This is a genomic window from Vibrio sp. 1CM2L, from assembly GCF_023161695.1.
GTDB lineage: Bacteria > Pseudomonadota > Gammaproteobacteria > Enterobacterales > Vibrionaceae > Vibrio > Vibrio coralliirubri.
The window spans coordinates 1,157,855-1,181,063 of sequence record NZ_JALNTT010000001.1; the positions used below are offsets into that span (position 1 = coordinate 1,157,855).

The window sequence follows — 23,209 nt, forward strand, 5'->3', positions numbered from 1 at the left end:
TAGTTAGTTCTGAATATATCGTTTTCTCTGAGCACATAATTGGTGCAGACCTACCCCTTTTGGGTAGTTAAAATGTGTCATATTTCAGTCGCTTACGTCAATAAAATGTTGTTGCACGTATTTTTGGTATCGTTAGGTCGCTTAGCTAACAGTTTTATCGGTAAATCAATGTATTTTGTAAGGTTAAATGTTACCTTCATCGCATCGCGATCTGTGTGGTATGGTAATTGATGCACATTGATCAAGTTGAATAATTATACAGTCACAATTGAGGCGCATCTTATTAAGGATGTGCGAGTTAGATGACTGAAAAGATTTGTTAGCTGCTAGGGAAATGATTATGAAATTAACCGATATGTCTTTTAAGCAAAAAATCATCGCTTTGCTTATTTTACCGATCTTGGGATTTCTATGGCTTAGCGTTTCTGCTATTTCAAAAGGCGTAGAAACCACCAGTGAATTGTCTTCATTAAACCAACTTACCCGTTTGTCGGTTGTGTACAGTGAACTTGTGCATGAGTTACAAAAAGAGCGTGGAATGACGGCTGGGTTTATCGGCTCACAGGGCACTAAGTTTGTCAGTGAACTACGTGCACAAAGAGCCAGTGCAGATAATAGACGTAATCTGAAAACCGAATACTGGCAATCTGCTGAAATCGATTTACCGCAGATCACTCGGCTGAACACTGAAATAAGCCAAAGCCTAAATCAAATTACTTCTATTCGAAATCGAGTGGATTCTCAATCGATTCCTCTGTCTGAGGCTTTGGGTTACTACACCAAACTTAATGCAAAGCTGCTGAGCGTATCGGCGTTAATTGCTGAGCTTAGCTCTGATGCTGCCATCACCACTGAAACCATCGCTTACTACAACTTTTTACAAGGTAAAGAGCGAGCAGGTATAGAGCGTGCTGTCCTAAATAATACCTTCTCTAAAAATGAATTTGGCCCAGGCATGTTGGTTAAATTCATCTCTTTGGTGACTGAGCAAAATACCTACTTCTCAAACTTTGAGGTATTGAGCAACCCAGCTAACGTTCGTTTCTTTGAACAGCAATTGAATGATCGTTCGGTGGCAGAAGTAGAAAAGCTTCGTGGTTTGGCTGAATCTAAGATGAGCGGTTTTGATGTTGATCCTGTGTACTGGTTCTCGCAATCTACCGCTCGTATTGTTCAGCTAAAGAAAACAGAAAACCACCTAGCAGAGTCGCTTATCGCACTGACAGAGAAAAAAATGTCACAGGCGCAGTCTGCGATGATGATGAGTATTGCTCTGTTTGTGTTGATTACATTGTTCGCGACCTTCGTGAGCTATAAGGCGATCAGCGACCTGACGATGAGAGTAAAAGATCTTACAGTGATGCTGTCTAAGGTTCGTAATGACAACGACTTAACAGTTCGTGCTAAGTTCGTTGGCAACAGCGAGCTTGGACAGATCTCTTCGGCACTCAACGAAACGCTAGAGAAGTTTTCGAATGTCATCGATAACTTGTCTCAATCGAGTTTGACCTTGGCTTCTGCCGCTGAAGAAACATCACAAACCTGTCACTACAATTCGAAAACTCTTGTTCAACAACAAGACCAAATTGGTTTGGTTGCAACGGCGACAGAAGAGCTATCGGCTACGGTAAATGAAGTGGCCGCGAAAACTCAGCAGACAGCAAGCTCCGCTAAAATGGTCGATGAGCAGTCGCAAGAAGGTTTGAGCACAGTCCAAGACTCTTACCACTCGATCGAGAAACTGGCATCTGAGATTAATGACTTAGCTGAAAAGATCACGCATCTACATGAAAGCAGCAACAACATTAACAGTGTAATTGATGTGATTAAGTCGGTAGCAGAACAAACCAATTTACTTGCGTTGAACGCGGCAATTGAAGCGGCTCGTGCGGGTGAGCAAGGTCGCGGATTCGCGGTAGTGGCCGATGAAGTTCGCACGCTAGCACAGCGTACTCAGCAGTCGACAGCTGAAATTGAAGGCTTCATCAGCTCGCTACAGTCTGATGTGCAAACCGCGTTTAATGTGATTGATAACAGTCAGAAGATGTCGTCTAAAGCGGTTGAGGATTCAAAAGAAGTGGAACACACCTTACAAGGTATCTCAGCATCGGTAAGCGAGATCTTTAGCATGACTGAGCAGATCGCAACCGCTACCGAAGAGCAAGCGGTAGTGACTCAAGACATCGCGCAAAACGTGATGGCAGTAGAGCAGAAGTCGACAGAATCTACGACAGGTGCAACGCAAATAGCTGCAACAGCCAAAGAACAAGCTCAGCTAGCAGCTTCATTGAAAGATATTGCGAGTACGTTTAAGAGCTAACTAACCAAGCACTCCAATAAGAAGTAAAAAGCCCGTTAGTCTTCTACTCAATAGTAGGACTAACGGGCTTTTTGTATCTACTGTATTTTGGATACGAGGTTTAATCTTCGCTCACGAAAACATACATATCACCACGACAGCGGTTGATGCTGTATTCAATCGGAACGCCTTTTTTATCGTAAGCGGTTTGTTCGATAAGCAGTACAGGCACGGTTTCGTCGATATTGAGTTTTTCTAGGAACTCTTCAGTTGGCATTTTTGCAGACACACGACTTTGCGTTTTGGTTGGTGATATGTCTTGGCTGCGGAAGTAGTCGTAAAGCGACAATTGAATTTCGTCTGGGTCATGGATCAAATGAGCAGGGACGTAAGACTCTTCGATAGAGACAGCTTGTTCGTCGATGTAACGAACGCGCTTCAATAGAAAGACTTGATCGTTCTCGGCGATTTTGAGCATCTTGGCGATTTCTGAAGAGCAAGGAACCACGTCTTTCTTTATCCACAATGTGTCGGGTTTTTTGCCTTTTAAAACCACTTGTTGAGAGAAGCCTGTCGCTTCTTTACTTGAGTATTCAACAGTCTCGCTGATCATAGTACCCAAACCACGAGAGCGAACTATCACGCCTTCTTTATCTAAAATATCCAATGCTTTGCGAACTGTAATTCGAGAGACACCAAGCTTGTCGCTGAATTCACGTTCCGTTGGGATAAAGTCACCGCCCTTCAACATTTGTTGCTCGGTCGCGAGCTTTACTGAATCGGCAATTTTCAGATACAAAGGTGATTTATCTTTCTGTTCGATTCGCTCTTGAATCAAGGTAAGCAGTGGTTGATAAGCGCTCATAAAGGTCTGTTTTAGCTTTTATATTTAACCGAAGTATACCCGAAGTCTGAGTCCACACTTAATAGAAATGTGAAATCTGAGGGCGAAACAAAGATTCCACCACTCAGAGAGTCATTGAGTTAGCTTGAACGTTCAAACTGATAATTGGAGGCTTCCCCATTGTCGCTGCACGGTTCTGTAGAAATGGGTTTGACACGGAAGGTCAGTATCGTAGCCATGCTCACCAATACTGCACAGATCAAATAGGCGATCGAGTAACTGCCGTACCAATCCATCGATATTGCCGCAAGGATAGGGCCGATAAAGCCGCCAATCCCCCAAGCGGTATAAAGCACACCGTAGTTGGCACCAAAGTTTTTCAGGCCGTATAAGTCCGCCATAATTGAAGGGAATACCGCTAATAAAGTGCCGTACCCAATACCCGCTAACGCCGCGCCAACCATCAGTGCTGAGCTAGAGACAAACTGGCTAAACAGCAGCATATTGATGGTTTGTAGCCCCAGCGCGATCGCTAACGTTTTCAATGCACCAATCTTGTCGCTGAGAAGTCCAGAAACCAATCGGCCAGCCGAATTGAATATCGATAAAGTCACGATCAAATACGCGCCTTCTAAGATATTGGCTTGCTCTGCAGCGATAGAGGTGATGTTGGCGATGATCATCAAGCCAGCTGCCGCGCCGAATGCGTAGGTGAACCACAATAAATAGAACTGTTTGGTGGCGAGCATCTCTCTCCACATGTAATTTCGGCTGACCGTTGATGCAGGCGTTAATGCGTCAGGCTGTGATGAGCTGACTTTAGGCTCATAGCCCTTTGGCGGATTTTTGATAGAACAGGCCAGTGGAAAGGCGATAAGAATCAAACCTGCCCCAAGTATTTGAAGGCTTTGCTCTAGACCGTATTCTGAGATTAGATAGCTAGTAAGCGGTGCCAAGTAAATAGCAGCCAGCCCGAATGCAGTGGCGAGTAACCCATTGACCATGCCTTTTTGAGAAGAGTGAAACCACTTCATCGCGGTTGGATTCAAACACGCATAAGCGAATCCAATACCGGCACCAGTGACTAGACCAAAGCTCACATTAAGGTTCCAAGGCGTTAGGGAGAGGCTCGCCAAGATCATTCCCGCGCCAGCCATCAAAGAACCCACCATTAATACTTTTTGTGGGCCGATTTTATCTTGAATACGACCAGCAATGAGTAGCGCCAATGATAGGGTGATTATAGTGATGGTGTAGGGCATCGAGGCTTGAGTGTTGTTCCAACCGAGTTCTAGTAGCGAGTTCTTAAAAACGCTCCAGGTATAGAGCACGCCGATACAAAGGTTGATCCCACAGCTCGCAAGCAGAATCCTCGTCGCTTTGTTATTTGCATTGGAAGAACGGTTCATAACAGAAGAATGATTCATATTAGAAAGGCCAAAAAAGCTAGGTAAAAGAAAGACAGGCATAACAAAAAGGCCCAGTAATACTGAGCCTTGTGTCTACATGACTTAACAGGAATTAGTATTGGTTAAGGTAGTGAGTTATCTCGTCGACGCTTGGCGCGCAGTCGCCACCCACATGACTCACCACATAAGACGCAACTGCATTGCCAAGTAAGATCGCGTCAGGCAGTTCCCAGCCAGAAGCCAAGCCCGCTAACACGCCACCCGCATGGGTATCGCCTGCGCCAATAGTATCAACCACGGTCGCTTTAAATGGCGCAACGTTCCCGTAGCCATCTTGAGTAGCGAACAGAGCACCATCACTGTCGATACGCAGAATCAGTGGGCATCCATACTGGTTATGCCATTGTTCTACAAACGCATTTATATCTTGCATGCCGAGTACTTCGGCTTCTTGGCGATTTAAAGATATGGTCGGTTTCAGCTTGATTAGGCGATCAAATAATGGCTTTGGAATGTCTCCAATACGAGGGCCGAAATCGATGAATAGTTCAATACCGCTTGGCAGTGTTTCAAGCCAAGTAACGATTTGTTCTCCACAAGCTGAAGACAACTGGTATCCAGAAAGGTAGATGATCGCATTGTCTTGCAGCTTGAGTTGTTCAAGCGCTTGTTGATTCCAGTTGTTCTCAACGCCACTGACGGACAGGAAAGTACGTTCACCATCGGGTTCAACTAACGCTAAGCACCAACCATTGTCGCCACTTGGATCTTGCAGGCTACTTGCTAGGCCTTTCTCAGCCATCGCGGCAGTGATGATGTCCGCCCATTTACCTTGGCCAATTGGTAGAGCATTAATAGATTCAACGCCGAGCTTTTTTAAAGCAATCGCGATGTTGAGAGCACAACCACCAACGTGAATGCCTTTCTCTGTGAGTTCGACATCAGTGCCACGTTTCGGGAGAGCAGGTGTTTCTGTCACAATATCGACCACAGCAGCGCCGATTAGGCACAACTGTCGTTTGTTTTGTAGAGTTGGAATCAGTGTAACCAAAGCACTATGAGGCATACCCTTGCTCCTTAATCTCTCTTAAGCGTAGGAAGGTTTCAGCGTAACCCGCGAAGTCGAGTTGATTTTCGTCGTCTAGCTGTTTTTTCAGATCGATATCAATAGCTTGGATACCATTCAATGCGCCACAAATTGCTGTAGCCATTGCGCCTATCGTATCGGTATCACCACCTAAGTTTGCACATAGAATGGCACAACGATTTGGATCGGTTTGAGCCAGTTCGACCATCGCGATTGCTGCTGGTACAGACTCAATTGTGCTCACACCAGCGCCAACAAGGTTATAGATCTTTTCCATACGCTCTTCAACGCCGCTGTTTTCTGAAGCAACCATCAGAGCCAATTCAATGCGAGCCCCCATCGAAGCGCTGAAGGTGGTGATGTTCTTAGTTTGAGCTGCAACCGCAATCGCGGGTAGTTGATCTTTGATTGCGTTCCAACTGTGACCTTCAATCGCTTTAGATATCGACCATGCAATAGCTACAGCACCAGAAATCGCTACGTCTGATTTATGGGTTGGGCTTGAAGCTAATGCGACTTGGTCGATGAAGGTGTCTAGGCTAGTGGTTGGTACTAGGCAGCCCATTGGAGACACGCGCATTGCCGCACCATTGGTCACGCCGTTGTTTTCTAGTTCATCAATTGATGTCCCTTCCTTGATAGCGCGCATCGCGGCTTTTGAACTCGGGCCAAAAATATTCTTATTGAATGCATCAAAACCTTCAGCCCAACTTAATACGTTACGAGCAATAATCTCTGGTGAGATTTCGCCATCGCATTCAATGATAGCGTCTGCAAGAGCCAATGCCATTGAGGTGTCATCTGTGAACTGGCAAGCATCGAAATAACAAGCGGCGTTGTTTTCAGCTGGCCCCGGCAGGAAAGAGTCAATCCAACCAAAGTGTGCTTTTACTCGGCTTCTTGGCCAAAGCTCTGATGGCATTCCCATTGAATCACCCAGTGCTTGACCATAAAAAGTGCCTAAAATTCTGTCTTGTTTTGAAATGTTCATCTTACTTCACCAAAAATAGGTTATCTAAAAGCTGCTCAGTCAGAAACTAGGAGAGAGACTGAGCAGGTATAAAATTACGCTTGAGCTTTTTCTACTTGAGTCTGCTCTGATGGGTTTCCATCTGATTTGTTGTCGATTTTGATCTCTTTGATCTCGCCGTTTGGCTCACGGAAGAAGTACATAAAGATAACGAGGATGATGGCTATCATGATGGCGCCGAAGCCCCACATACCACCCCAGTCAAACGTTAGTCCGTTTTGTGGTTCGTCATAAGCGAACATCTTCTCCATCAACACGCCACCTAAGCGGTAACCCAGCAAGCTACCAATACCTTGGCAACCGAGTGTGATAAGGCCTTGCGCAGCGGTACGCATGTGAGCCGGTGCTTTTTTGTCGACATAGATGTAGGCCGTTACGAAGTAGAAGTCGTAGCTCACACCATGTAATAGGATGCCTGCGAATAGCAGTGAGTAGAGGTACCAAGTGTCTGCGCTACCATAAACGAAGAATCCGTAACGAACCGCGGCAGTAAATAGACCAAGAAGTAATACCTTCTTAATACCAAATCGTTTTGTGAAGAATGGTAGTGCCAGCATAAAGAAGATTTCAGAGAACTGACCCAGCGTCATCCAACCTGTCGCATTACTCATTCCGACTTCAGTTAGGTAGCCATTAGCGAAGATGTAGTAGAACGCTAGAGGCATGCTGAACATGAAAGAACAAACGAAGAATGCTAGGAAGTTTTTGTCTTTTAGCAGCACGATAGCGTCTAGGCCAAGCATCACTTTAAGGCTGAGCTTTCCGGTACTTTTCGGTGGTGTATCTGGCAATGTTAGCGCGAAGATACCCAGAGCCAAAGATGCTAAAGCGGTAAGAATAAGTGGGATATTGCTTGATGAAATATCACCATAGCCTAACCAACCTGGTAGGAAGCCGATAGCGATACCTGATGCAATCCAACCGATCGTACCCATTACACGAATGCGCGGAAAGTCACGCTCTACGTCTTCTACGTTAGAGAAAGCAATGCTGTTGGTCAGTGCAATCGTCGGCATGTAAGTTAACGAGTAAAGCAAAAGTAGTGGGAAGAAGGTGGCGAACTCGGTTTGCTGAGCCGCTAAGTACATCAAACCTGCACCTGCTATCAACATTACAGAAAGTACTTTCTGTGCAGCGAAGAATCGGTCGGTGATTGATCCAACTAAGATCGGTGAAATGATCGCGGCGATCGCGGTACATGCGTAAGACCATGCGATCTCAGTTGGTGTGAATCCATTGGTATTGAGTATTTGCCATAGGGGAACAAACCATGCTCCCCAGATAAACCATTCAATGAACATCATTGAAGACAGTTTGAAGTTATTCGATTTCATTATTATGTCCTTTAGTACTGTAGGGTACGCAAATGATGGTATTTCAAATGATAATACCAATACAATACCATTGAGGTTGTTTTGTGATCTAATTATCAGATGTATCAGCAATCGATCTACTTTATATGATCATAGATCATGCTGTTTTGAGCAGGGCTGGAGTTTGAAATACTGAGAGAGGGTTTATCTAAATGATTGTTTCTAATTACTTTGTCTGAAGGCTTAGTTAATTGGATTTGGCGATGAAGGCAGAGTTTGTAGATAAGAATATTAGGCATAAAAAAAGAGCAGCCAAAGCTGCTCTTCTTGGTATCTTTTTAGGTCTATGACCGAGTGATGAGCTACCCCATAAACCAAGACACGAAAATCAACGCGCCAAAACCGAATGTCGCCATTAGTGCCGTGTCGCCGCCGGCTGCTGTGTAGCTGCCTTCGGTTTGTAGGTGAGGGAAGTCAGGTCTGCGAACCTTAACCACCATTGCGAGTGGGCCCCAGATAGCTAGGAACACCAGCACCATGCCTGCGTAGTCCAACATGCTTACAAACTGGCTAGCGAACAGCTCTGCTAATACCAAAGGTAAGATGAAGGTCAGCGCATAAGCCAAGGCTTTGTTGTTGGTCACCGCGTCTTTGTTTTGGTCGTAAAGCGCCATCGACACGCCGAGGAAAGAAGTCACCAAGGCTAAAGCAGAGAACAGAGCGATCACCACTTTCAACCAAGCAGATTGGCCGCTGAATGCAGAGATCAACTCAGAGATATTGTGGAACTGGCTGATCGCCTCTGTACCAAGGTTGCCGATAATCGCGAACAACCAAGTTAGGTAGCAAATTAATGGAATCACTGAGCCTAGCAGAATCATGTTGCGGATCTGCTTTTGAGTCGCTTCACGGTTGTAGATAACCAGTGATGGGATCACCACCATAGAGGCAAAGCTAGTAAAGATAACTGCGCTGTACTGCACCACATCGTTGGCCGTGTATTGGCTGGTTTGAGTTAGGTAATCAAGGCGAATGTTGCTAAACAATGACGCGATAACGATAAATAACATCACGACCATTAAGATGAATAGTCCGCGATTCAGTTTGTCGATATAAGACTTGCCCGAGACGACAATAGCGCCCATCAATAGGCTGAAAATGGTATACGCAACGGATGCCGATACATCGATACCAACGTCGAGCAGTAGCTTATGAATGATGTCACCGACACCCAAGATATAAGCGATCAACATGCATACTAGCAGCAGGTAAAAGAGTGCATTGATAAAGTGTTTACCTTTGCTGCCCAGAGTGAGGTAAGCAACACTGCTCATGCCACTGTTGTCTTTGGTTTTAGTGCACGCTTCTGCCAGTAGGAGTGCAGAGTATGTGGTGCCAATAAAGATAAGTAGCATCAACACTGAGCTGATCATGAAGCCAAATTGAGCCAACACCATTGGGATAGCCAACATGCCAGCCCCTAATGCCGTTCCCGAAAGGATTAGGGAACTGCCGAATAATTTCATATTCAAGAAAAACAACCTCAAGCGATCCAATTAATTTTTGTTTGGATTGTAAATAATTGTTTCCAAGACTAACAAAATACTCAGTAAAGTTAGGGGTTAATTTCTAATAAATTTTGAATTTTTCTAAAAAAGTTAAGAAATGATTTGTGAGGGGTATGCTTGGTTGGATTAAGTATTCACTTGTTGGTTTGTTTTAGCGTTTTGATAACTTTTGTAAATTGATGGCCGCTCAATAATTTTGGGATCTGCGGTCGATTAAGTGGTGATTTAACCTAAGTGAAGTAGGGGCAAACCTTGCTTGTTTCATGAATCCTTGTTTGCCCTTTGCTAGATACTCTTGCTGCTCCTAGCTAGTAACCCCCAGCTCTATTTGATGAGTCGAAGCTCTTTTACTTTTTCTTGAATTAGGTTTTGAACCAACTGGGTAAGAAACTGGATACGTGGATGACTGGCGTCGCGTTTTAATGTCACCATGTCGACGTTAAAATCTGGGATTTCAATGGGTGGATCGCATAGTACTAAATCATCATCTATCAATTCAGAACGGCCTACCATCTCTGCCATCACGGCTAATACATTTCTTCCCGAAAGCATTCTTCGAATGGTCAAGAAACGCGTTGTACCAAGCACCACATTACGTTTTACACCGATATTTTCTAGCGTGATATCGACTTGACTCGTCAGTTCTTGGTTAGCCGTAATTATCATTTGCGGTGTCTTTAAATAGGTATCGAGCGGTATCGGGAGTGTGGTCTTCAACACCTTGTTATCAAAGGTACAAAGGTGCTTTTCTCGGTAAAGAAAGGTGGTATCCAAATGGCTTGGTAACTCCTGAAAAACACCAATACAGAGGTCCGTGTTTTGGTCTTCGAGTAACGTCACGCAGTTCGCACTATCGACAGGCTTGAGCAGGACTTTACTGAGCGGGGCGAGTTGCTGAAGAGTGTCGAAAATCTCAGGACCAAAAATCTGCTCTGCGTAATCACTGACACCAATGGTGAACTGTCCTGAGTAACTCTCTGGCTCAAATTGTTCCGCCGGTAAAATCTCTTGCGTGAAAATCGACAAAATCGTCTGAACCTTAGGGGCGATCTCATGGGCTCTCACCGTCGGTTGCATCTTATTGCCTTGCCTTTCAAAGAGAGGATCCCCCAATAATTCCCGAAGTCGTTTTAGGTTGTAACTGGTGGCTGGCTGTCCCAAGTGCAGCTCTTTTGAAGCTGCCGATACACTCTTTAAGCGAAAAAGCGCGTCAAAAGTGAGCAGTAGGTTGAGGTCGATTCCACGCCAATTAAGATCTTTCACAGCAATATTCTCATTTGGTAGAGATAACACTAAAGAATATAGGTTATCAAAATAGCTGATGACTTGAATTGATTTGTTCAATTTCATCGATGGGATACAGGAAAATATACTCGACTCAATTAGTAATTCCTAGCTAACAGAAAGGATAAATGAATGTTGAGCGAGACATTGAAAAGCTTCTTAAAACAACTGGGCGCATTGTCAATTAGGCGCTTCTCAACAAACAGTGAACACGTTCAGTGTCAGGATGTATTCGTTTGTCGTGAAGGGACGAGTCATGATAGTCATCGTTATATTGAAAGTGCGATTACCAATGGTGCAGTTGCCATCATTGCAACAAAACCTATATCGGCATCGGTACCAGTATTCGTAACGGGAAGCTATTACCAAAGCTTGCTGCTCATTAAGGCTTTTTATCAGTATCCGCATAAGAAAATTCGCCATATTGGTATTACGGGCACAAACGGAAAAACGACCGTTGCACATGGCTTGAATCAGGTTCTAAAGACCAATCGACAGAGCGCTTATATTGGAACACTCGGCGTTGAATATGCGGGTAACAAACAAGAATTGAGTAATACCACGCCAGACAGCGTGACATTATTGAACTTATTCAAAGATATGGCGGACGCGCAGGTCACTGATAATGTTATGGAGCTGAGCAGCCATGCGTTGGTGCAAGATAGAGCAGGGTTTGTGCCGCTGTCTGTTGGAGTGATTACCAATATTGGCCGCGACCACCTTGATTATCATAAAACACTGGATGGTTATGTTCAGGCTAAGCTGCAGATCCTGGATCGCATTCAACCCACTGGCACCGCTGTGATTAACCTTGATGATCCCCACGCCAATGTCGCGATAGAGCGAGCAAGCAGTCGAGTGAATGTCCTAACGTTCTCAATGAATAATTCAGATGCGGATCTTTATGTCGAAGATTTGAACGTTGAGCCATTTGGAGCCACCTTCAGCCTCAATAATCAAGGCAACAAAGAGCGCGTTTTCAGCCAACTGCCTTTTCTGTTTAACGTTGAAAATACCTTAGCAATGGCAGCAACATTGTTGGCACTGAATTGGTCGCTAGCTGATATCGCGAATGCCTTGAATAGCGTTGTTGCGCCGGATGGACGTTCAAAATATCTGTCGCTTGATAATGGCGCATTGGCTTTAGTTGATTACGCACATAACTTTGATGGTCTATCGGCTCTCTATCAAGGCATCCAATCCCAGTCGGCTAAGCGAGTGATTACTGTCGTTGGTGTGACTGGCGACCGGATACGAGATGCTGCTGATATTGGCAAACTATGCGCTACCCATTCTGATGTTGTTATTTTTACTTCCGATAATCCGTTGGGTGAGATGCAAGAGGATATTTTTCGTGCGTTAACTTCGCAAGTTAGCCCCACGCTTTGCTATGAGATTAGCGACCGCTATGAAGCCATTCAATTAGCCAAACAACTGAGTCGCTGCGGTGACCTTATCTTAGTGTGTGGTAAAGGCTCAGAAACGCACCAGTACATCACGACGAATCAAGTTGGTCGCCAACGCTATATTGGCGATGTTGCCGCACTGACTTTGGAGGAAGTGTTATGAGTCAGATTTCTATATTGAAGCTCAGTGTCTCCTCGTCATTAGCTGCGGTAGCAAAGGTTAAAAAGAAACTAAAAGAAAGGCTTCGCTGGGCGAGAGCGTTGACTTACTTATTGTTAGCGGGAATGAGTGCTCCAAGCTTCGCTGTGGTAACCCCGAACCCGCCTGAGTTGGCGGCCAAAGGTTATGTTTTGATGGATTTCCAATCGGGGAGCATCATTGCAGAGCAAAACTCACGTGCCATTTTAGCCCCTGCCAGTTTGACCAAATTAATGACGGCTTACGTCGTTGGACAAGAGATCAAAGCCGGTCGATTGACATGGCAGGATAAAGTCTCGGTCAGTGAAAACGCGTGGTCGGCAAAGTTCTCAGAGTCATCCAAGATGTTTATTCAGCCTGGAGATGAGATTTCAGTTTCAAATCTTATGAAAGGGGTGATCGTTCAATCGGGTAACGATGCTTCTGTCGCACTGGCAGAGCACATCGCGGGGAGTGAACAAGCCTTTGTTAGCCTAATGAATGGTTGGGCGAAGTCGCTTGGGCTGCAAGATACTAACTTTGTGAATGCGCATGGTTTAGATGGCGAAGGAATCCAAACTTCTCCGTTGGATATGGCGATTTTGATGAAGTCGATTATTCGAGATGTACCTGACGTTTATGCTTTATATCAAGAGCGTCGGTTTACTTGGAATAAGATTACTCAATACAACCGAAACAAGCTGCTTTGGGACAAGTCAAATAATGTCGATGGCGGAAAAACGGGCTATACCGAGAATGCGGGTTACAGCTTAGTCAGCTCGGCGACGGAAGGGAAGATGCGCTTGATATCGGTCGTTATGGGCACTACTAGTCCACAAGCGCGAACCTCTGCGTCAAAGAATCTATTGAGTTATGGGTTTCGTTTTTACGACACCAAACAAGTGATGCAAGAGGATCGAATAGAGTCTCAGGTGCGAGTTTGGAAGGGGAATACAGAACAAGTCGGTGCCAAGATCGCCGAAGATGCGTACCTCACCATGCCAAGAGGATTAGTCGATTCGCTGCAAAAATCTGTGATAATGATTGAACCGCTGCTCGCACCTATTAAGCAAGGGGATGAAGTGGGACAAGTTGTTTGGAAGAGTAACGGTAATACGGTGGCAAGTTTCGCTTTAGTGGCAGAGCAATCTGTAGAACAAGGATCTTGGATGGTACGACTTTGGGACAGCATTCAACTTTGGTTACGTGGTCTATTCTCTGACTTAGTAGGTCGGATTGAGGTAAGCGAATGAGTACTAGAACGGACATTACTCCAATGTGGCGCAATAGAGACTATATTCGCCTGCTGTCTGCTCAAATCATATCGTTAGTCGGCACAGGAATGAGCTCCATCTGCTTAGCCTTGCTCGCGTATGAGCTGTCGGGTGATGAAGCAGGGATGGTGCTGAGTATTGCATTTGCTTTGAAGATGTTGGCGTACATAGGACTCGCGCCAGTATTTGGTGCAATCGCACATAAGTTGCCGAAACGAAGGACTTTGTTCGCGCTGGATTTGATTAGGGCGCTGTTGTTTGTCTGTTTACCGTTTGTCACCGAAGTGTGGGAAGTCTATGTGTTGATGTTTCTCATCAATGCGTGTTCTGCGGGTTTTACTCCCCTGTTTCAATCAACGCTACCTTTGGTCTTAGTGGATAAAACGCAGTACGCGAAAGCATTGTCGTTCAGCCGAATGGCTTATGATCTCGAACAGATATTTAGCCCAATGCTAACGGCTCTATTGTTGAGCTTAATTGGTTTTAGACAGTTATTCATGCTCGATGCGGCAACTTTTCTGCTGTCTGGTGTGTTGATCTTACTGTGTACATTACCAAATTTGAAACGAGTGACAGAATCAGCGCATAAAACGAAAAAGACCAGCGCGGTGCAAGCGCTGCGTAATTACTTGAATAAACCTAAGTTGAGAGCTCTGTGGTTTGCGTATCTTGCCGCGGCCAGTGCTTCTGCGATGGTGCTAGTGAATACGGTTATCTACGTACACGAAGTGCTGCACGGTGACGAAACGCAAACCGCATTAGCAATGATGGTCGTTGGTTTGGGTTCCATGCTTATGGCACTGCGGTTACCCAAGTGGTTAGAGAGTCACTCGCCGCAACATTTTCATTGGATAGGGTTGCTGACGATTTGTGGCTCTTTTGCCGTTGGCAGTTTCACACCCGGTTGGGTTGGCTTTGGCGTCATGTGTTTAGCCATGGGGGTCGGAATGTCTTGTATTCAAACTTCCGCAGGCCTGTTGATCACCCAAGCGTGTGAGGGAGAAGATACTGCCCCGTATTTTGCTGCTCACTTCTCTTTAACGCATTTCTGGTGGTTTTTTACTTACTTGATCGCGGGGATAAGCGTGAAGCTGTTTGGTATGAGTGCCGGCTATTTAATTATGGGAGCTCTTTGTGTCATTAGCGGCTTAATGTATGCCTCAATCAAAGAGACGTTCAGCGAGAATAATGGCTAGTCATAAATGGAAAGCTTATCGCTAAAAGACATGTTCGAAGGGCGTTATCAGTTTGAAGCTAAACAAGATGAGAAAAATGCTTAACTGAGTGTTGACCTGACTACAACTTCATAGTTTATCTTATAGATAGAAATGAGGGAGAAGTGGATGTATCGCATATCTGAATTAGCGGAGCTCGTTGGCCTGAGCCGTTCAACGCTTTTGTACTATGGAAAGTTGGGTTTGATTGAAGCTCAACGTACCAGTAATGGTTATCGAAGTTATTCCGAACGCGACTTGCAGCGTGTGAAATTGTTGCAGCAGTTACAAGCGGGTGGCCTGACGTTGAAAGAGTGTCAGGCGTGTTTAGATGCAAAGGTTGACCGCTCCTTGTTACAAAACCGACTCGAGCAATTGGATGAAGAGCTCGCTCAGAAACAGCGGTCGAGAGATCTTTTATCGGCCTTGTTAGGCGAGAGTGGTTTGCAAGATTGGCATGAATCGATGGACAAGGTAGCGCCTGATGCACATCTCGATTGGTTAATTAAGCAAGGCTTTGATGAGAAGCAAGCACTGCGACTGAAATGGCTTTCAAAAGACATGAATGATCATGACCAGTACATGGCGGATTTTGAGGTGATCTTTGAGGGTTTACAGCGTTTAGGGCCAGGAACCGCGGAAGATACTTTAGCGGCGCTGGCACAAGTTCCGGTTTTTCCTAAACGTGTGCTTGAGATCGGTTGTGGTAAAGGTATTGCCACCTCTGTGTTAGCGGAAGCCTTAGTGGAACATCAAGTGGATGTGCAAATAACGGCGGTAGATAATGATCAACCGAGTTTAGATGTTCTGACTCAGCAAGCACAGGCTCTTGGCTTAGAAAGCAACGTCAAAACCGTGTGCGCGAGCATGATGGATCTACCGTTTGAAGCTAAGTCGTTTGACCTAATTTGGTCGGAAGGCAGCGCTTACATCATGGGTGTTGAAAAGGCACTAAAGCAGTGGCGAAATTTACTCAGTGATGACGGCATATTGGTCGTCAATGACTTGGTGTGGAATACCGAACAACCTAACGAATCGAGCAAAGCGTTTTGGCAAAAAGAGTACCCAGACATGACGACGGTTTCAGAACGAATTAAACAATCACAAGCAGCGGGTTATGAAGTTTTGGATCACTTTGCGATGAGTGATGCCGGTTGGCTTGCCTACTATCAGCCTTTTAAAAATCGAGTTGAAGCTCTGAAAGCGACGATGCCTAACTCAAAATCGCTGGTAGATTGCGACAATGAAGTTAAACAATTTTTCGATAGCAGCACACAAAAGAGCGGATTGGATCAACAGCCTTCTAAAGTTTCTGATAAACGTGACTTTGATTATCAGTTCTTTGTGCTCAAGAAATTAAAGTAAGTGAGTAACACCATGAAATTTAGACAATATAATTCAAACGAAATCGAAACAATCACTCAAGTTTTTACTCAGACCTTTACGGATTCAGAAGGTGAGAACGAAGGTAAAACCGTGGGAAAGCTTGCCAACGACCTTTTAACGACTACAGCTCCGACAGAGCTACTTTGCTTTGTTGCTGAAGACGATTCTAGTGAGTCGGATGCGGATAGCACGATTGTGGGCGCGATTATCTTTACGCCGCTTTCATTTGATGATGAAACCAAGGCATATTTGCTTTCGCCAGTGGCGGTGAGCACTCAGATGCAAAAGCGCGGAATTGGCCAGCAACTGATTAACTTTGGTTTGCAGGCTCTGAAAGAGCAGGGTGTTGAGCTTGCAGTGACGTACGGTGATCCTGATTACTATTCAAAAGTGGGCTTTGGGCAAATTACCGTTGAGCAGGTTCTAGCGCCCTTTGAATTGAGTTTCCCTCACGGTTGGTTAGCTCAATCGTTGACTGGTGGTGACATCAAAGTAACAAGTGGAAAGTCGAGCTGTGTTAAAGGCTTGGCTCACGCAGAATATTGGTAGCCGCTTGAAATAAAAATTGAGAAAAAGAGAAAGCCCATCAGGTGTTGCCTGTTGGGCTTTCTTGTTATGAGCAAAAGATATTTTTTTGGCTGTAATGTATAAACTGAACGACTGTTCAAATAATACTTGAACGATCGTTCTTGTTTGATCTATATTGTTTTCACACCAACGGAGAACATTCATTAATTGCTCCGTGATTGAATAACTTTAGAACCGTAAATTGATAGGGATAGAGCCATGAGCAACTTCAAAATTCACTCAGTAGAATCCGCGCCAGAGCAAAGCCAACCTATTCTTGAAGGCGCTAAAAAGCAGATGGGCAGAGTGCCGGGCTTGTTTGGTGTGTTGGCTGAATCTCCAAACACACTTAAGGCTTACACTCAGCTTCATCAGGCGTTTAGCGACTCATCTTTCGATGCGGAAGAGCTAACGGTTGTTTGGCAAACCATCAACGTTGAACACGAGTGTCACTACTGCGTTCCTGCACACACTGGTATTGCACATTCAATGAAGGTTGATCCTGCAATCACCGAAGCACTACGTAATCGCACAGCTTTACCCACTGAAAAGCTGCAAGCTCTACATGATTTTACGCTGAGCATGGTACGTAACCGCGGCAATGTATCTGAAAGTGAAATGGCAGCATTCTTCGACGCGGGCTACGGTCAACAACAAGTGCTAGAAGTGATTCTTGGCCTGTCTCAGAAAGTGATCAGTAACTACGTAAACCACGTTGCTAAAACGCCTGTAGACAAAGTATTTGAACAGTTCGCTTGGCAAGGTTAATCGCATTTAACTAACCATCGTATTTAAGCAATTCAAGATATGAGAATTATGAAAGCCCCGCTCAGTTGAGTGGGGCTTTGTTGTTTGGGTTGAATGTGGAATTAACAAGGTTACCTAACGTACGTGTTTAGCAATTATCTTCGCTAGTGTTACAACCCCTTCTTTCCACTCTTTGCTCTCTTCAATGTTAGCGACAGTGAAGCGCAGGCAGTGTTTATATTGGTCATTCGTCCCAAACACAGTACCGGGTAAAATCCCCAATTTATGCTTCAAACAATCTTGATAGACCGCGTAGCTATCGACTGGCTCAGGCAGTGTTATCCAGTTTAAAAAAGAGCCTTCCGGTTTTGATAGGTGGTAGCGCCCGACTAGGTGAGGGTAGCTATCTAGTGCGTGTATTAACAGGCTTTGAAATTGCTTTTGATTGGTCTGGTAAAGCCGCTTCATCTTAGACAAATGGCTGCGATATTTACCGGTAGTGAGAAATTGACCCACCGCGGATTGCATCAGGTTTGAGCTGCCCATGTTGTCGCATAAAAGGTACTTTTCGACCAAAGGTTGGTAGCGCCCAGACAGTAACCAACCGATTCGCAAGCGTGAGTCTAAGGTTTTAGACAATGAGTTGACGTAGATGACTCTATCTTGACCATCAAGCTCTTTGAGGCTAGCGATTGGTGTATCGAATGCCAAGCTACCGAACACATCGTCTTCGATAATTGGTAGAGATCCGGTGATCTCCAGTAACGCTTTTCGGTTCGTCAATGGCATCCGTGAGCCGGTTGGATTGGTAAAGTTTGGCGTTAGCAGTAAGGTTTTCACATCCCATTTGTCCAGTGCACTTTGTAGCGAAGGAATGTCGATTCCGTGGCTAACACTGCTTGGGATTTCAAGGGCTTGCAAGCCAAGCGACTCAAGTAATAGTAGATTACCAAAATAACAGGGCGACTCGACCGCCACAATGTCGCCGGGCTTGGTGAGCGCACGCAGAGCTAGACTGATCGCCTGTTGAGCACCATGAGTAATCGCAATCTCTTTCGATCCCGCAGGCACACCAAGATCATGGGTGATCTTTAACAATTGCTTTACTAATTGCTCGTCGCCGGGGGGGAGTTGGTAATAACCAGGAAGCTGAGTTTGTAAACGGCTATGGCGTCCAATTTCGGCATACAAGCTTCGAATAGCGGGGTTGTTAATGTTGGGATGAGCTGAGCCTGCCAATAGTTTCAGACGACCTTTTGGACGAGAGAGTACCGATTTGGTGACAGACAACAGATCGACTTGTTGAGGTTGGCTTGATGCATCCCAGCTGGTGGTGTTCGGTGCTTTCACGCGATAGCCAGATTTAGGTACTGAATAAACCCAGCCTGTCGCTTCCAGTTCTTGATAGGCGCGAATCACGGTATTTTTGCTTACGCCAAGCTGTTCGCTTAACTGGCGGATCGAGGGAAGGCGATCGTCTGGATGAAAGAGTCCTTTATCGATCTGAGCCTTAATATGTTGTTCGGTAGCAAGGTATTTATTGCCGATGAGTTCTGCTTCCACGTTTTTCTCCCTCGTTGCTCACTCTCAATCTGTAACCATTTAAAGTGTTATATCTGTATCTTTATTAGTTATCTGTACCCAACTAAGGTAACAGCATTGATGAAGAGTTGACCAGAGGTTTGTAATGCTGATTAAAATGATTCCGTTTGTGTTTGTAATATTGTGGTCGTCAGGCTTTGTCGGCGCACGTCTTGGTGTGGAATACGCGGAACCCGCAACATTACTCTCACTGAGGATGGTGGCCAACGTGGTGCTGTTCTTGGTTTTGATTGCAATCCTTAAGCGTCGTATCCCTCGTGGTCGAGCATTCTTCCATGCTTGTGTGGTCGGCATCTTGATTCATGGTTTCTACCTTGGTGGCACCTATCTGGCGATTGATATGGGTATGCCCGCTGGGTTGAGTTCTCTACTGGTTGGCTTACAACCGATTCTGACTGCATTGATTATGATCAGCTGTACTTCGCAGCGTTTTAATTTCGCGCAGTGGCTGGGCTTAGCGCTTGGTTTTGCGGGTATCAGTTTGGTGTTGATGGGCAATATTGAATGGCAGTCAGATGATCAAAAAGGTTTGGCAACGCTATTGTGTTTGGTTTCTTTGGTGGGTATTACCTGCGGCACTCTGTATCAGAAGCGCTTCTGTCAGGGGACCGATATGGTCGGCGGTGCGATGGTGCAATACTTGGCTTCGGCGGCGCTGTTTCTGCCGTTCGCAATGCGTTACGAAACGATGCAAGTGAACTGGACTGTAGAATTCACGCTAACTCTAATCTGGCTTGTGGTTGTTCTGTCTTGCGTTGCCATCCTCTTGCTGCTTTACATGGTAGAACACGGTGCATCTTCAAGTGTGGCCTCAGTGTTTTACTTAGTTCCACCGACGACAGCAATTCAAGCTTGGCTTATTTTCGGTGAGTCGTTCGACATCTACGGCGCAATGGGCTTCGCCTTGTCCGCCGCCGCGGTTTATTTGGTGGTGAGGAAGCCAGAATGGATTAAGGCTCGCAGACGAACAGTGTTAGAGCGGTAGTTTGTATACCAAAACTCACTCTACTTAAAGCTGATGACTAGAAACAAAAAAGAGCCTGAATATTCAGGCTCTTTCTGTATCAAATATTGGCTAGCGACTTTTGATTAGCGCTTCATCAAGCAAGCGTATGCCGTTGTAAACGGTGCTTCTTGGTATTGCTTAAGGCCAGTTTCTTTGAACTTCATCATTAGAGGGTTACGCTTAAGGCTCTCTTTGATGTCAGCAGGTGATACAACGGTTACGTCTAGGCCGTCGATCAGTTGAATCGCTGCTTCTAGTTTGAAACCAAAGCCACCGCCAGCAAATTTGCCTTTAGTTTGGCGTTGACGAATCACAACTTTGTCTACTTGGTAATCTTCCATTAACTTTGCAAAAGAGAATTGAAAGTCTTTCATATTCTGTGTGTCGTTTGCGTCGCTAATTGAAACTTTAGAAACTCGGCAATCAGGAATGTTAAATACACCATCTGATAGAGAAAGAAGACAGATGACTGCATCGTTACCTTTGATTTCAACACCACAAATTTTCATGTTCTTACCTACTTATTTTAGAGCCCTACATTATGGTGTTATTTCTAACACTTCTCCAGTATTTGCGCGTATCAGCAGCAAATAAGTCTAAATCAGAGTGTATTTTAGTCGCCGAAAGTTAACGTTTGATTGAAAAATCATCACACTAATTTGCGGTATCGTTTGCTATGAGATGAGGCTCACAAAAGCTTAGCGGGATTTCATATGTGTGCTGTATATTGCGCGCGCATCCCTATTTTAAGTGTGGTTATTAATCCCAATGAATATCAATAATCTTTCGATTAAGAGTAAAATCGCGATCCCGCTGTTGGTGATTGTGATTGTTTTTTCTACCGTTACTGTGCTCAACGTTATCAGATCAAATGCTCAAGCTGCGATTAATAACGAGCTCAATAATGTGGTTCAGCCAGTGCTAGATAACCTAGAAGATGGCTACCGAGATATCTACCAGATTATCGCTTCGGCACAAGGTCTGTTGCTTGCTAAAGACCAAGCGGCGATCGAGTACCAAAAGTTTGAATTTAAAGACAACGCTTACAAAGCGGTTCCCCGTTTTCAAAGTGTCGAAACCTTGTATCAAGCGGGCGTGTTGGATCCATCTTCACGTGGCGAGCTATCAAAGCTAGTTAACGCGATGAGCAAGTGGGTGGCATTGCACGAGCCAATGTTCGCTGACCCAGCAAACGCAGACCAATACAATATTGATTACTCGACAGCGCTCGATGCTGAGTTTGCGATCATTCGTACTCAACTGCGCGATATCCGAACTCTGATTGAACTGAAACAGAAAGAGCTTCGCCAGCAAGCGGATGACTCTATTGAATCGAGTAAGTTGATCATTGAAGTGGGTATGGCGGTTGCTGTTTTCGCTGCACTTTTCGCGATGTGGTTATCAAATCGCTTTATCGTTCAGCCGATCCAGAACGTAGAGAAAGCAATGAATGAGATCGCATCGGGTGACGGTAACTTATCTCAACGTATGAAGGTCGAAGGTCATGATGAGATCGCTCGTTTGAGTTCCGCTTTCAACCAGTTTGTTGGCAAGATCCATGTTACCGTCGAACAAGTTATTTTCACATCGAATGCGGTACGCGCTGAGATGGAAAACATTAAATCGTTAACGCAAAGTGTTGCTGAATTTTCATCGAACCAACAGCGTGAAAGTGAAGTAGTCGCGGCGGCGGTTCATGAGATGCAAGCAACCAGTGAAGTGGTGAGTGGTAATGCATTAGACGCAGCAACCGCAAGTAACGTTGCAAACCATGAAGTGGAATCGGCTGATACTACGCTTGGCTTAACTGTGACTTCGATTGAACGCCTTGCGCAAGATATCGAGAACGCGGGTGGTGTGGTTCAAGAACTGGACACTGACGTGAAGAACATCGCCTCAATCCTTGGTGTGATTAAAGGCATTGCAGAACAGACCAACCTACTTGCATTGAATGCGGCAATTGAAGCAGCACGTGCCGGTGAACAAGGTCGTGGCTTTGCGGTTGTGGCTGATGAAGTCCGTGCGCTTGCGAGCAAAACTCAAGACAGCACCGGCGAAATCCAATCAATGATTGAACGCTTAGAAGTGGGCGCGAAACACGCGGTTGGCGTGATGACTGAAAGCAAAGTGAGTGGCGAGAAAACTATTATTCAAGCAGGGACTGCGGCGTCTTCACTAAGTGAGATTCGCAACTCAATCGGTAAGATGAACGACATGAACACACAAATCGCTACGGCGGCTTCGCAACAGTCCCAAGTGTCTGAAGAGGTGAATAAGAATGTTCAACGCATCGCAGAAAGCACCATGCAAATGGTTGAGATGGCAAGCAGCGCAGAAAATGCATGTATGGCATTGGCTGAACAGTGTGAAGCGCTTGATAGCCTAGTGTCTCAGTTTGAAGTGTAATCTTCAAAATTAGACAGACGAATATGAGCTGATAATGGTTGCTCGTATTGAGTCCCATTAATCAGCGCTGAACGAAAAAAAGCCCGTACTCTATGAGTGCGGGCTTTCTTTTTGGCTAGGTGATCAGTTTTTAGACCAAATCAATCATTCAGTGTTAGCTTCTACGACCGTCTTTGTATGTGTAACGGTAGTCAACTTTTACGTTCGCTTGGTAATGGATATCGCCGTTCATGTTAGTGATTTTTTTCACTTCCATGTTCGCGTCATCAATCTTGAACGAATCGTATTGGGTTGTCTGTTGGAACTGTGGCAGTTCTCTTGAAAGCTCAAAAGGTGTTTTTGCGCTTAACTCATCCATAAGATTGGTGCCTGCATCGTATGCTTCGGCTTCACTAGCATATGTGTCAGATTTTAGCGTTGTTTCTTGAATTGTTGTTTTAGTTGCTGCAAACGCAGTGGTCTGAGTACAAGAGTTGATGCAAGTATGATTAACTTCTTCATAGGGATACCTTACTTTGTTGTACCAGTGTTTTAGAGATTCTCACCCTAGCAATAGGGGATGAGGTTAATGTTAGGACAAAAATATGGT

The 23,209-nt window shown here is 45.0% G+C and carries 18 protein-coding genes and 1 pseudogene; 9 read left to right on the plus strand and 10 right to left on the minus strand.

Annotation, left to right across the window (positions count from 1 at the left end):
• The first annotated feature begins 340 nt into the window (after positions 1 to 340).
• Complete coding sequence (locus tag MSG34_RS04990; RefSeq protein ID WP_248336457.1) at positions 341 to 2,320, plus strand: methyl-accepting chemotaxis protein; 1,980 nt, start codon at positions 341 to 343, stop codon at positions 2,318 to 2,320.
• A gap of 100 nt (positions 2,321 to 2,420) precedes the next feature.
• Here MSG34_RS04990 and MSG34_RS04995 read toward each other — a convergent pair whose 3' ends face one another.
• From MSG34_RS04995 to MSG34_RS05025, 7 genes are all read right to left on the minus strand, one after another.
• Positions 2,421 to 3,164, minus strand: a complete 744-nt coding sequence (locus MSG34_RS04995; protein WP_048613788.1) for a GntR family transcriptional regulator — start codon at positions 3,162 to 3,164, stop codon at positions 2,421 to 2,423.
• Between the two features lie 119 nt (positions 3,165 to 3,283).
• Positions 3,284 to 4,570: an OFA family MFS transporter gene (locus MSG34_RS05000; RefSeq protein ID WP_248336458.1), complete on the minus strand. Its 1,287-nt coding sequence runs from the start codon at positions 4,568 to 4,570 to the stop codon at positions 3,284 to 3,286.
• Between the two features lie 94 nt (positions 4,571 to 4,664).
• Complete coding sequence (locus tag MSG34_RS05005) at positions 4,665 to 5,618, minus strand: PfkB family carbohydrate kinase (protein WP_050620075.1); 954 nt, start codon at positions 5,616 to 5,618, stop codon at positions 4,665 to 4,667.
• On the minus strand, positions 5,608 to 6,630 hold the full coding sequence (locus MSG34_RS05010; protein WP_050620074.1) for an ADP-ribosylglycohydrolase family protein: 1,023 nt from the start codon (positions 6,628 to 6,630) through the stop codon (positions 5,608 to 5,610). The genes MSG34_RS05005 and MSG34_RS05010 overlap by 11 nt, the downstream gene beginning before the upstream one ends.
• A gap of 74 nt (positions 6,631 to 6,704) precedes the next feature.
• The gene (locus MSG34_RS05015; RefSeq protein WP_048611695.1) at positions 6,705 to 8,003 is read right to left on the minus strand and encodes a nucleoside permease; all 1,299 of its coding nucleotides are present in this window, start codon (positions 8,001 to 8,003) and stop codon (positions 6,705 to 6,707) included.
• A 341-nt stretch (positions 8,004 to 8,344) separates the two neighbouring features.
• Positions 8,345 to 9,508, minus strand: a complete 1,164-nt coding sequence (locus MSG34_RS05020) for an aromatic amino acid transport family protein (protein WP_248336515.1) — start codon at positions 9,506 to 9,508, stop codon at positions 8,345 to 8,347.
• A 366-nt stretch (positions 9,509 to 9,874) separates the two neighbouring features.
• Positions 9,875 to 10,813 (minus strand): LysR substrate-binding domain-containing protein, encoded by a 939-nt coding sequence (locus tag MSG34_RS05025; protein WP_050646485.1) that lies wholly within the window; start codon positions 10,811 to 10,813, stop codon positions 9,875 to 9,877.
• 153 nt (positions 10,814 to 10,966) lie between these two features.
• Between MSG34_RS05025 and MSG34_RS05030 the strand changes: the two genes are divergently transcribed.
• From MSG34_RS05030 to MSG34_RS05055, 6 genes are all read left to right on the plus strand, one after another.
• Complete coding sequence (locus MSG34_RS05030) at positions 10,967 to 12,403, plus strand: UDP-N-acetylmuramoyl-L-alanyl-D-glutamate--2,6-diaminopimelate ligase (protein WP_248336459.1); 1,437 nt, start codon at positions 10,967 to 10,969, stop codon at positions 12,401 to 12,403.
• Positions 12,404 to 12,525: 122 nt separating this feature from the next.
• Positions 12,526 to 13,671, plus strand: coding sequence for a D-alanyl-D-alanine carboxypeptidase family protein (locus tag MSG34_RS05035; RefSeq protein ID WP_248336517.1), 1,146 nt, complete (start codon positions 12,526 to 12,528; stop codon positions 13,669 to 13,671).
• On the plus strand, positions 13,668 to 14,888 hold the full coding sequence (locus tag MSG34_RS05040) for an MFS transporter (protein WP_061037610.1): 1,221 nt from the start codon (positions 13,668 to 13,670) through the stop codon (positions 14,886 to 14,888). The genes MSG34_RS05035 and MSG34_RS05040 overlap by 4 nt, the downstream gene beginning before the upstream one ends.
• Positions 14,889 to 15,035: 147 nt before the next feature.
• A complete protein-coding gene (locus MSG34_RS05045) occupies positions 15,036 to 16,271 on the plus strand; it encodes a MerR family transcriptional regulator (RefSeq protein ID WP_248336460.1) in 1,236 nt (411 codons plus the stop codon).
• Positions 16,272 to 16,841, plus strand: coding sequence for an N-acetyltransferase (locus MSG34_RS05050; protein ID WP_248336461.1), 570 nt, complete (start codon positions 16,272 to 16,274; stop codon positions 16,839 to 16,841).
• A 237-nt stretch (positions 16,842 to 17,078) separates the two neighbouring features.
• Entirely contained in the window at positions 17,079 to 17,627 is a 549-nt protein-coding gene (locus MSG34_RS05055; RefSeq protein WP_248336462.1) for a carboxymuconolactone decarboxylase family protein, read from the plus strand.
• Positions 17,628 to 17,741: 114 nt separating this feature from the next.
• Here the strand turns inward: MSG34_RS05055 and MSG34_RS05060 are convergent, their stop codons facing one another.
• Positions 17,742 to 19,169 (minus strand): PLP-dependent aminotransferase family protein, encoded by a 1,428-nt coding sequence (locus tag MSG34_RS05060; RefSeq protein WP_248336463.1) that lies wholly within the window; start codon positions 19,167 to 19,169, stop codon positions 17,742 to 17,744.
• Positions 19,170 to 19,293: 124 nt separating this feature from the next.
• On the opposite strand from MSG34_RS05060, the gene MSG34_RS05065 reads away from it, so the two are divergent.
• Positions 19,294 to 20,193, plus strand: a complete 900-nt coding sequence (locus tag MSG34_RS05065) for a DMT family transporter (RefSeq protein WP_050711877.1) — start codon at positions 19,294 to 19,296, stop codon at positions 20,191 to 20,193.
• 104 nt (positions 20,194 to 20,297) lie between these two features.
• On the opposite strand, the gene MSG34_RS05070 is transcribed toward MSG34_RS05065, so the two are convergent.
• The gene (locus tag MSG34_RS05070) at positions 20,298 to 20,723 is read right to left on the minus strand and encodes a DUF3010 family protein (protein WP_017069797.1); all 426 of its coding nucleotides are present in this window, start codon (positions 20,721 to 20,723) and stop codon (positions 20,298 to 20,300) included.
• 259 nt (positions 20,724 to 20,982) lie between these two features.
• Here MSG34_RS05070 and MSG34_RS05075 point away from each other — a divergent pair, with 259 nt between their 5' ends.
• The gene (locus MSG34_RS05075) at positions 20,983 to 22,620 is read left to right on the plus strand and encodes a methyl-accepting chemotaxis protein (protein WP_248336464.1); all 1,638 of its coding nucleotides are present in this window, start codon (positions 20,983 to 20,985) and stop codon (positions 22,618 to 22,620) included.
• A 154-nt stretch (positions 22,621 to 22,774) separates the two neighbouring features.
• Here the strand turns inward: MSG34_RS05075 and MSG34_RS05080 are convergent.
• Positions 22,775 to 23,121, minus strand: a pseudogene (locus MSG34_RS05080) (DUF3316 domain-containing protein).
• Positions 23,122 to 23,209: the final 88 nt, after the last annotated feature.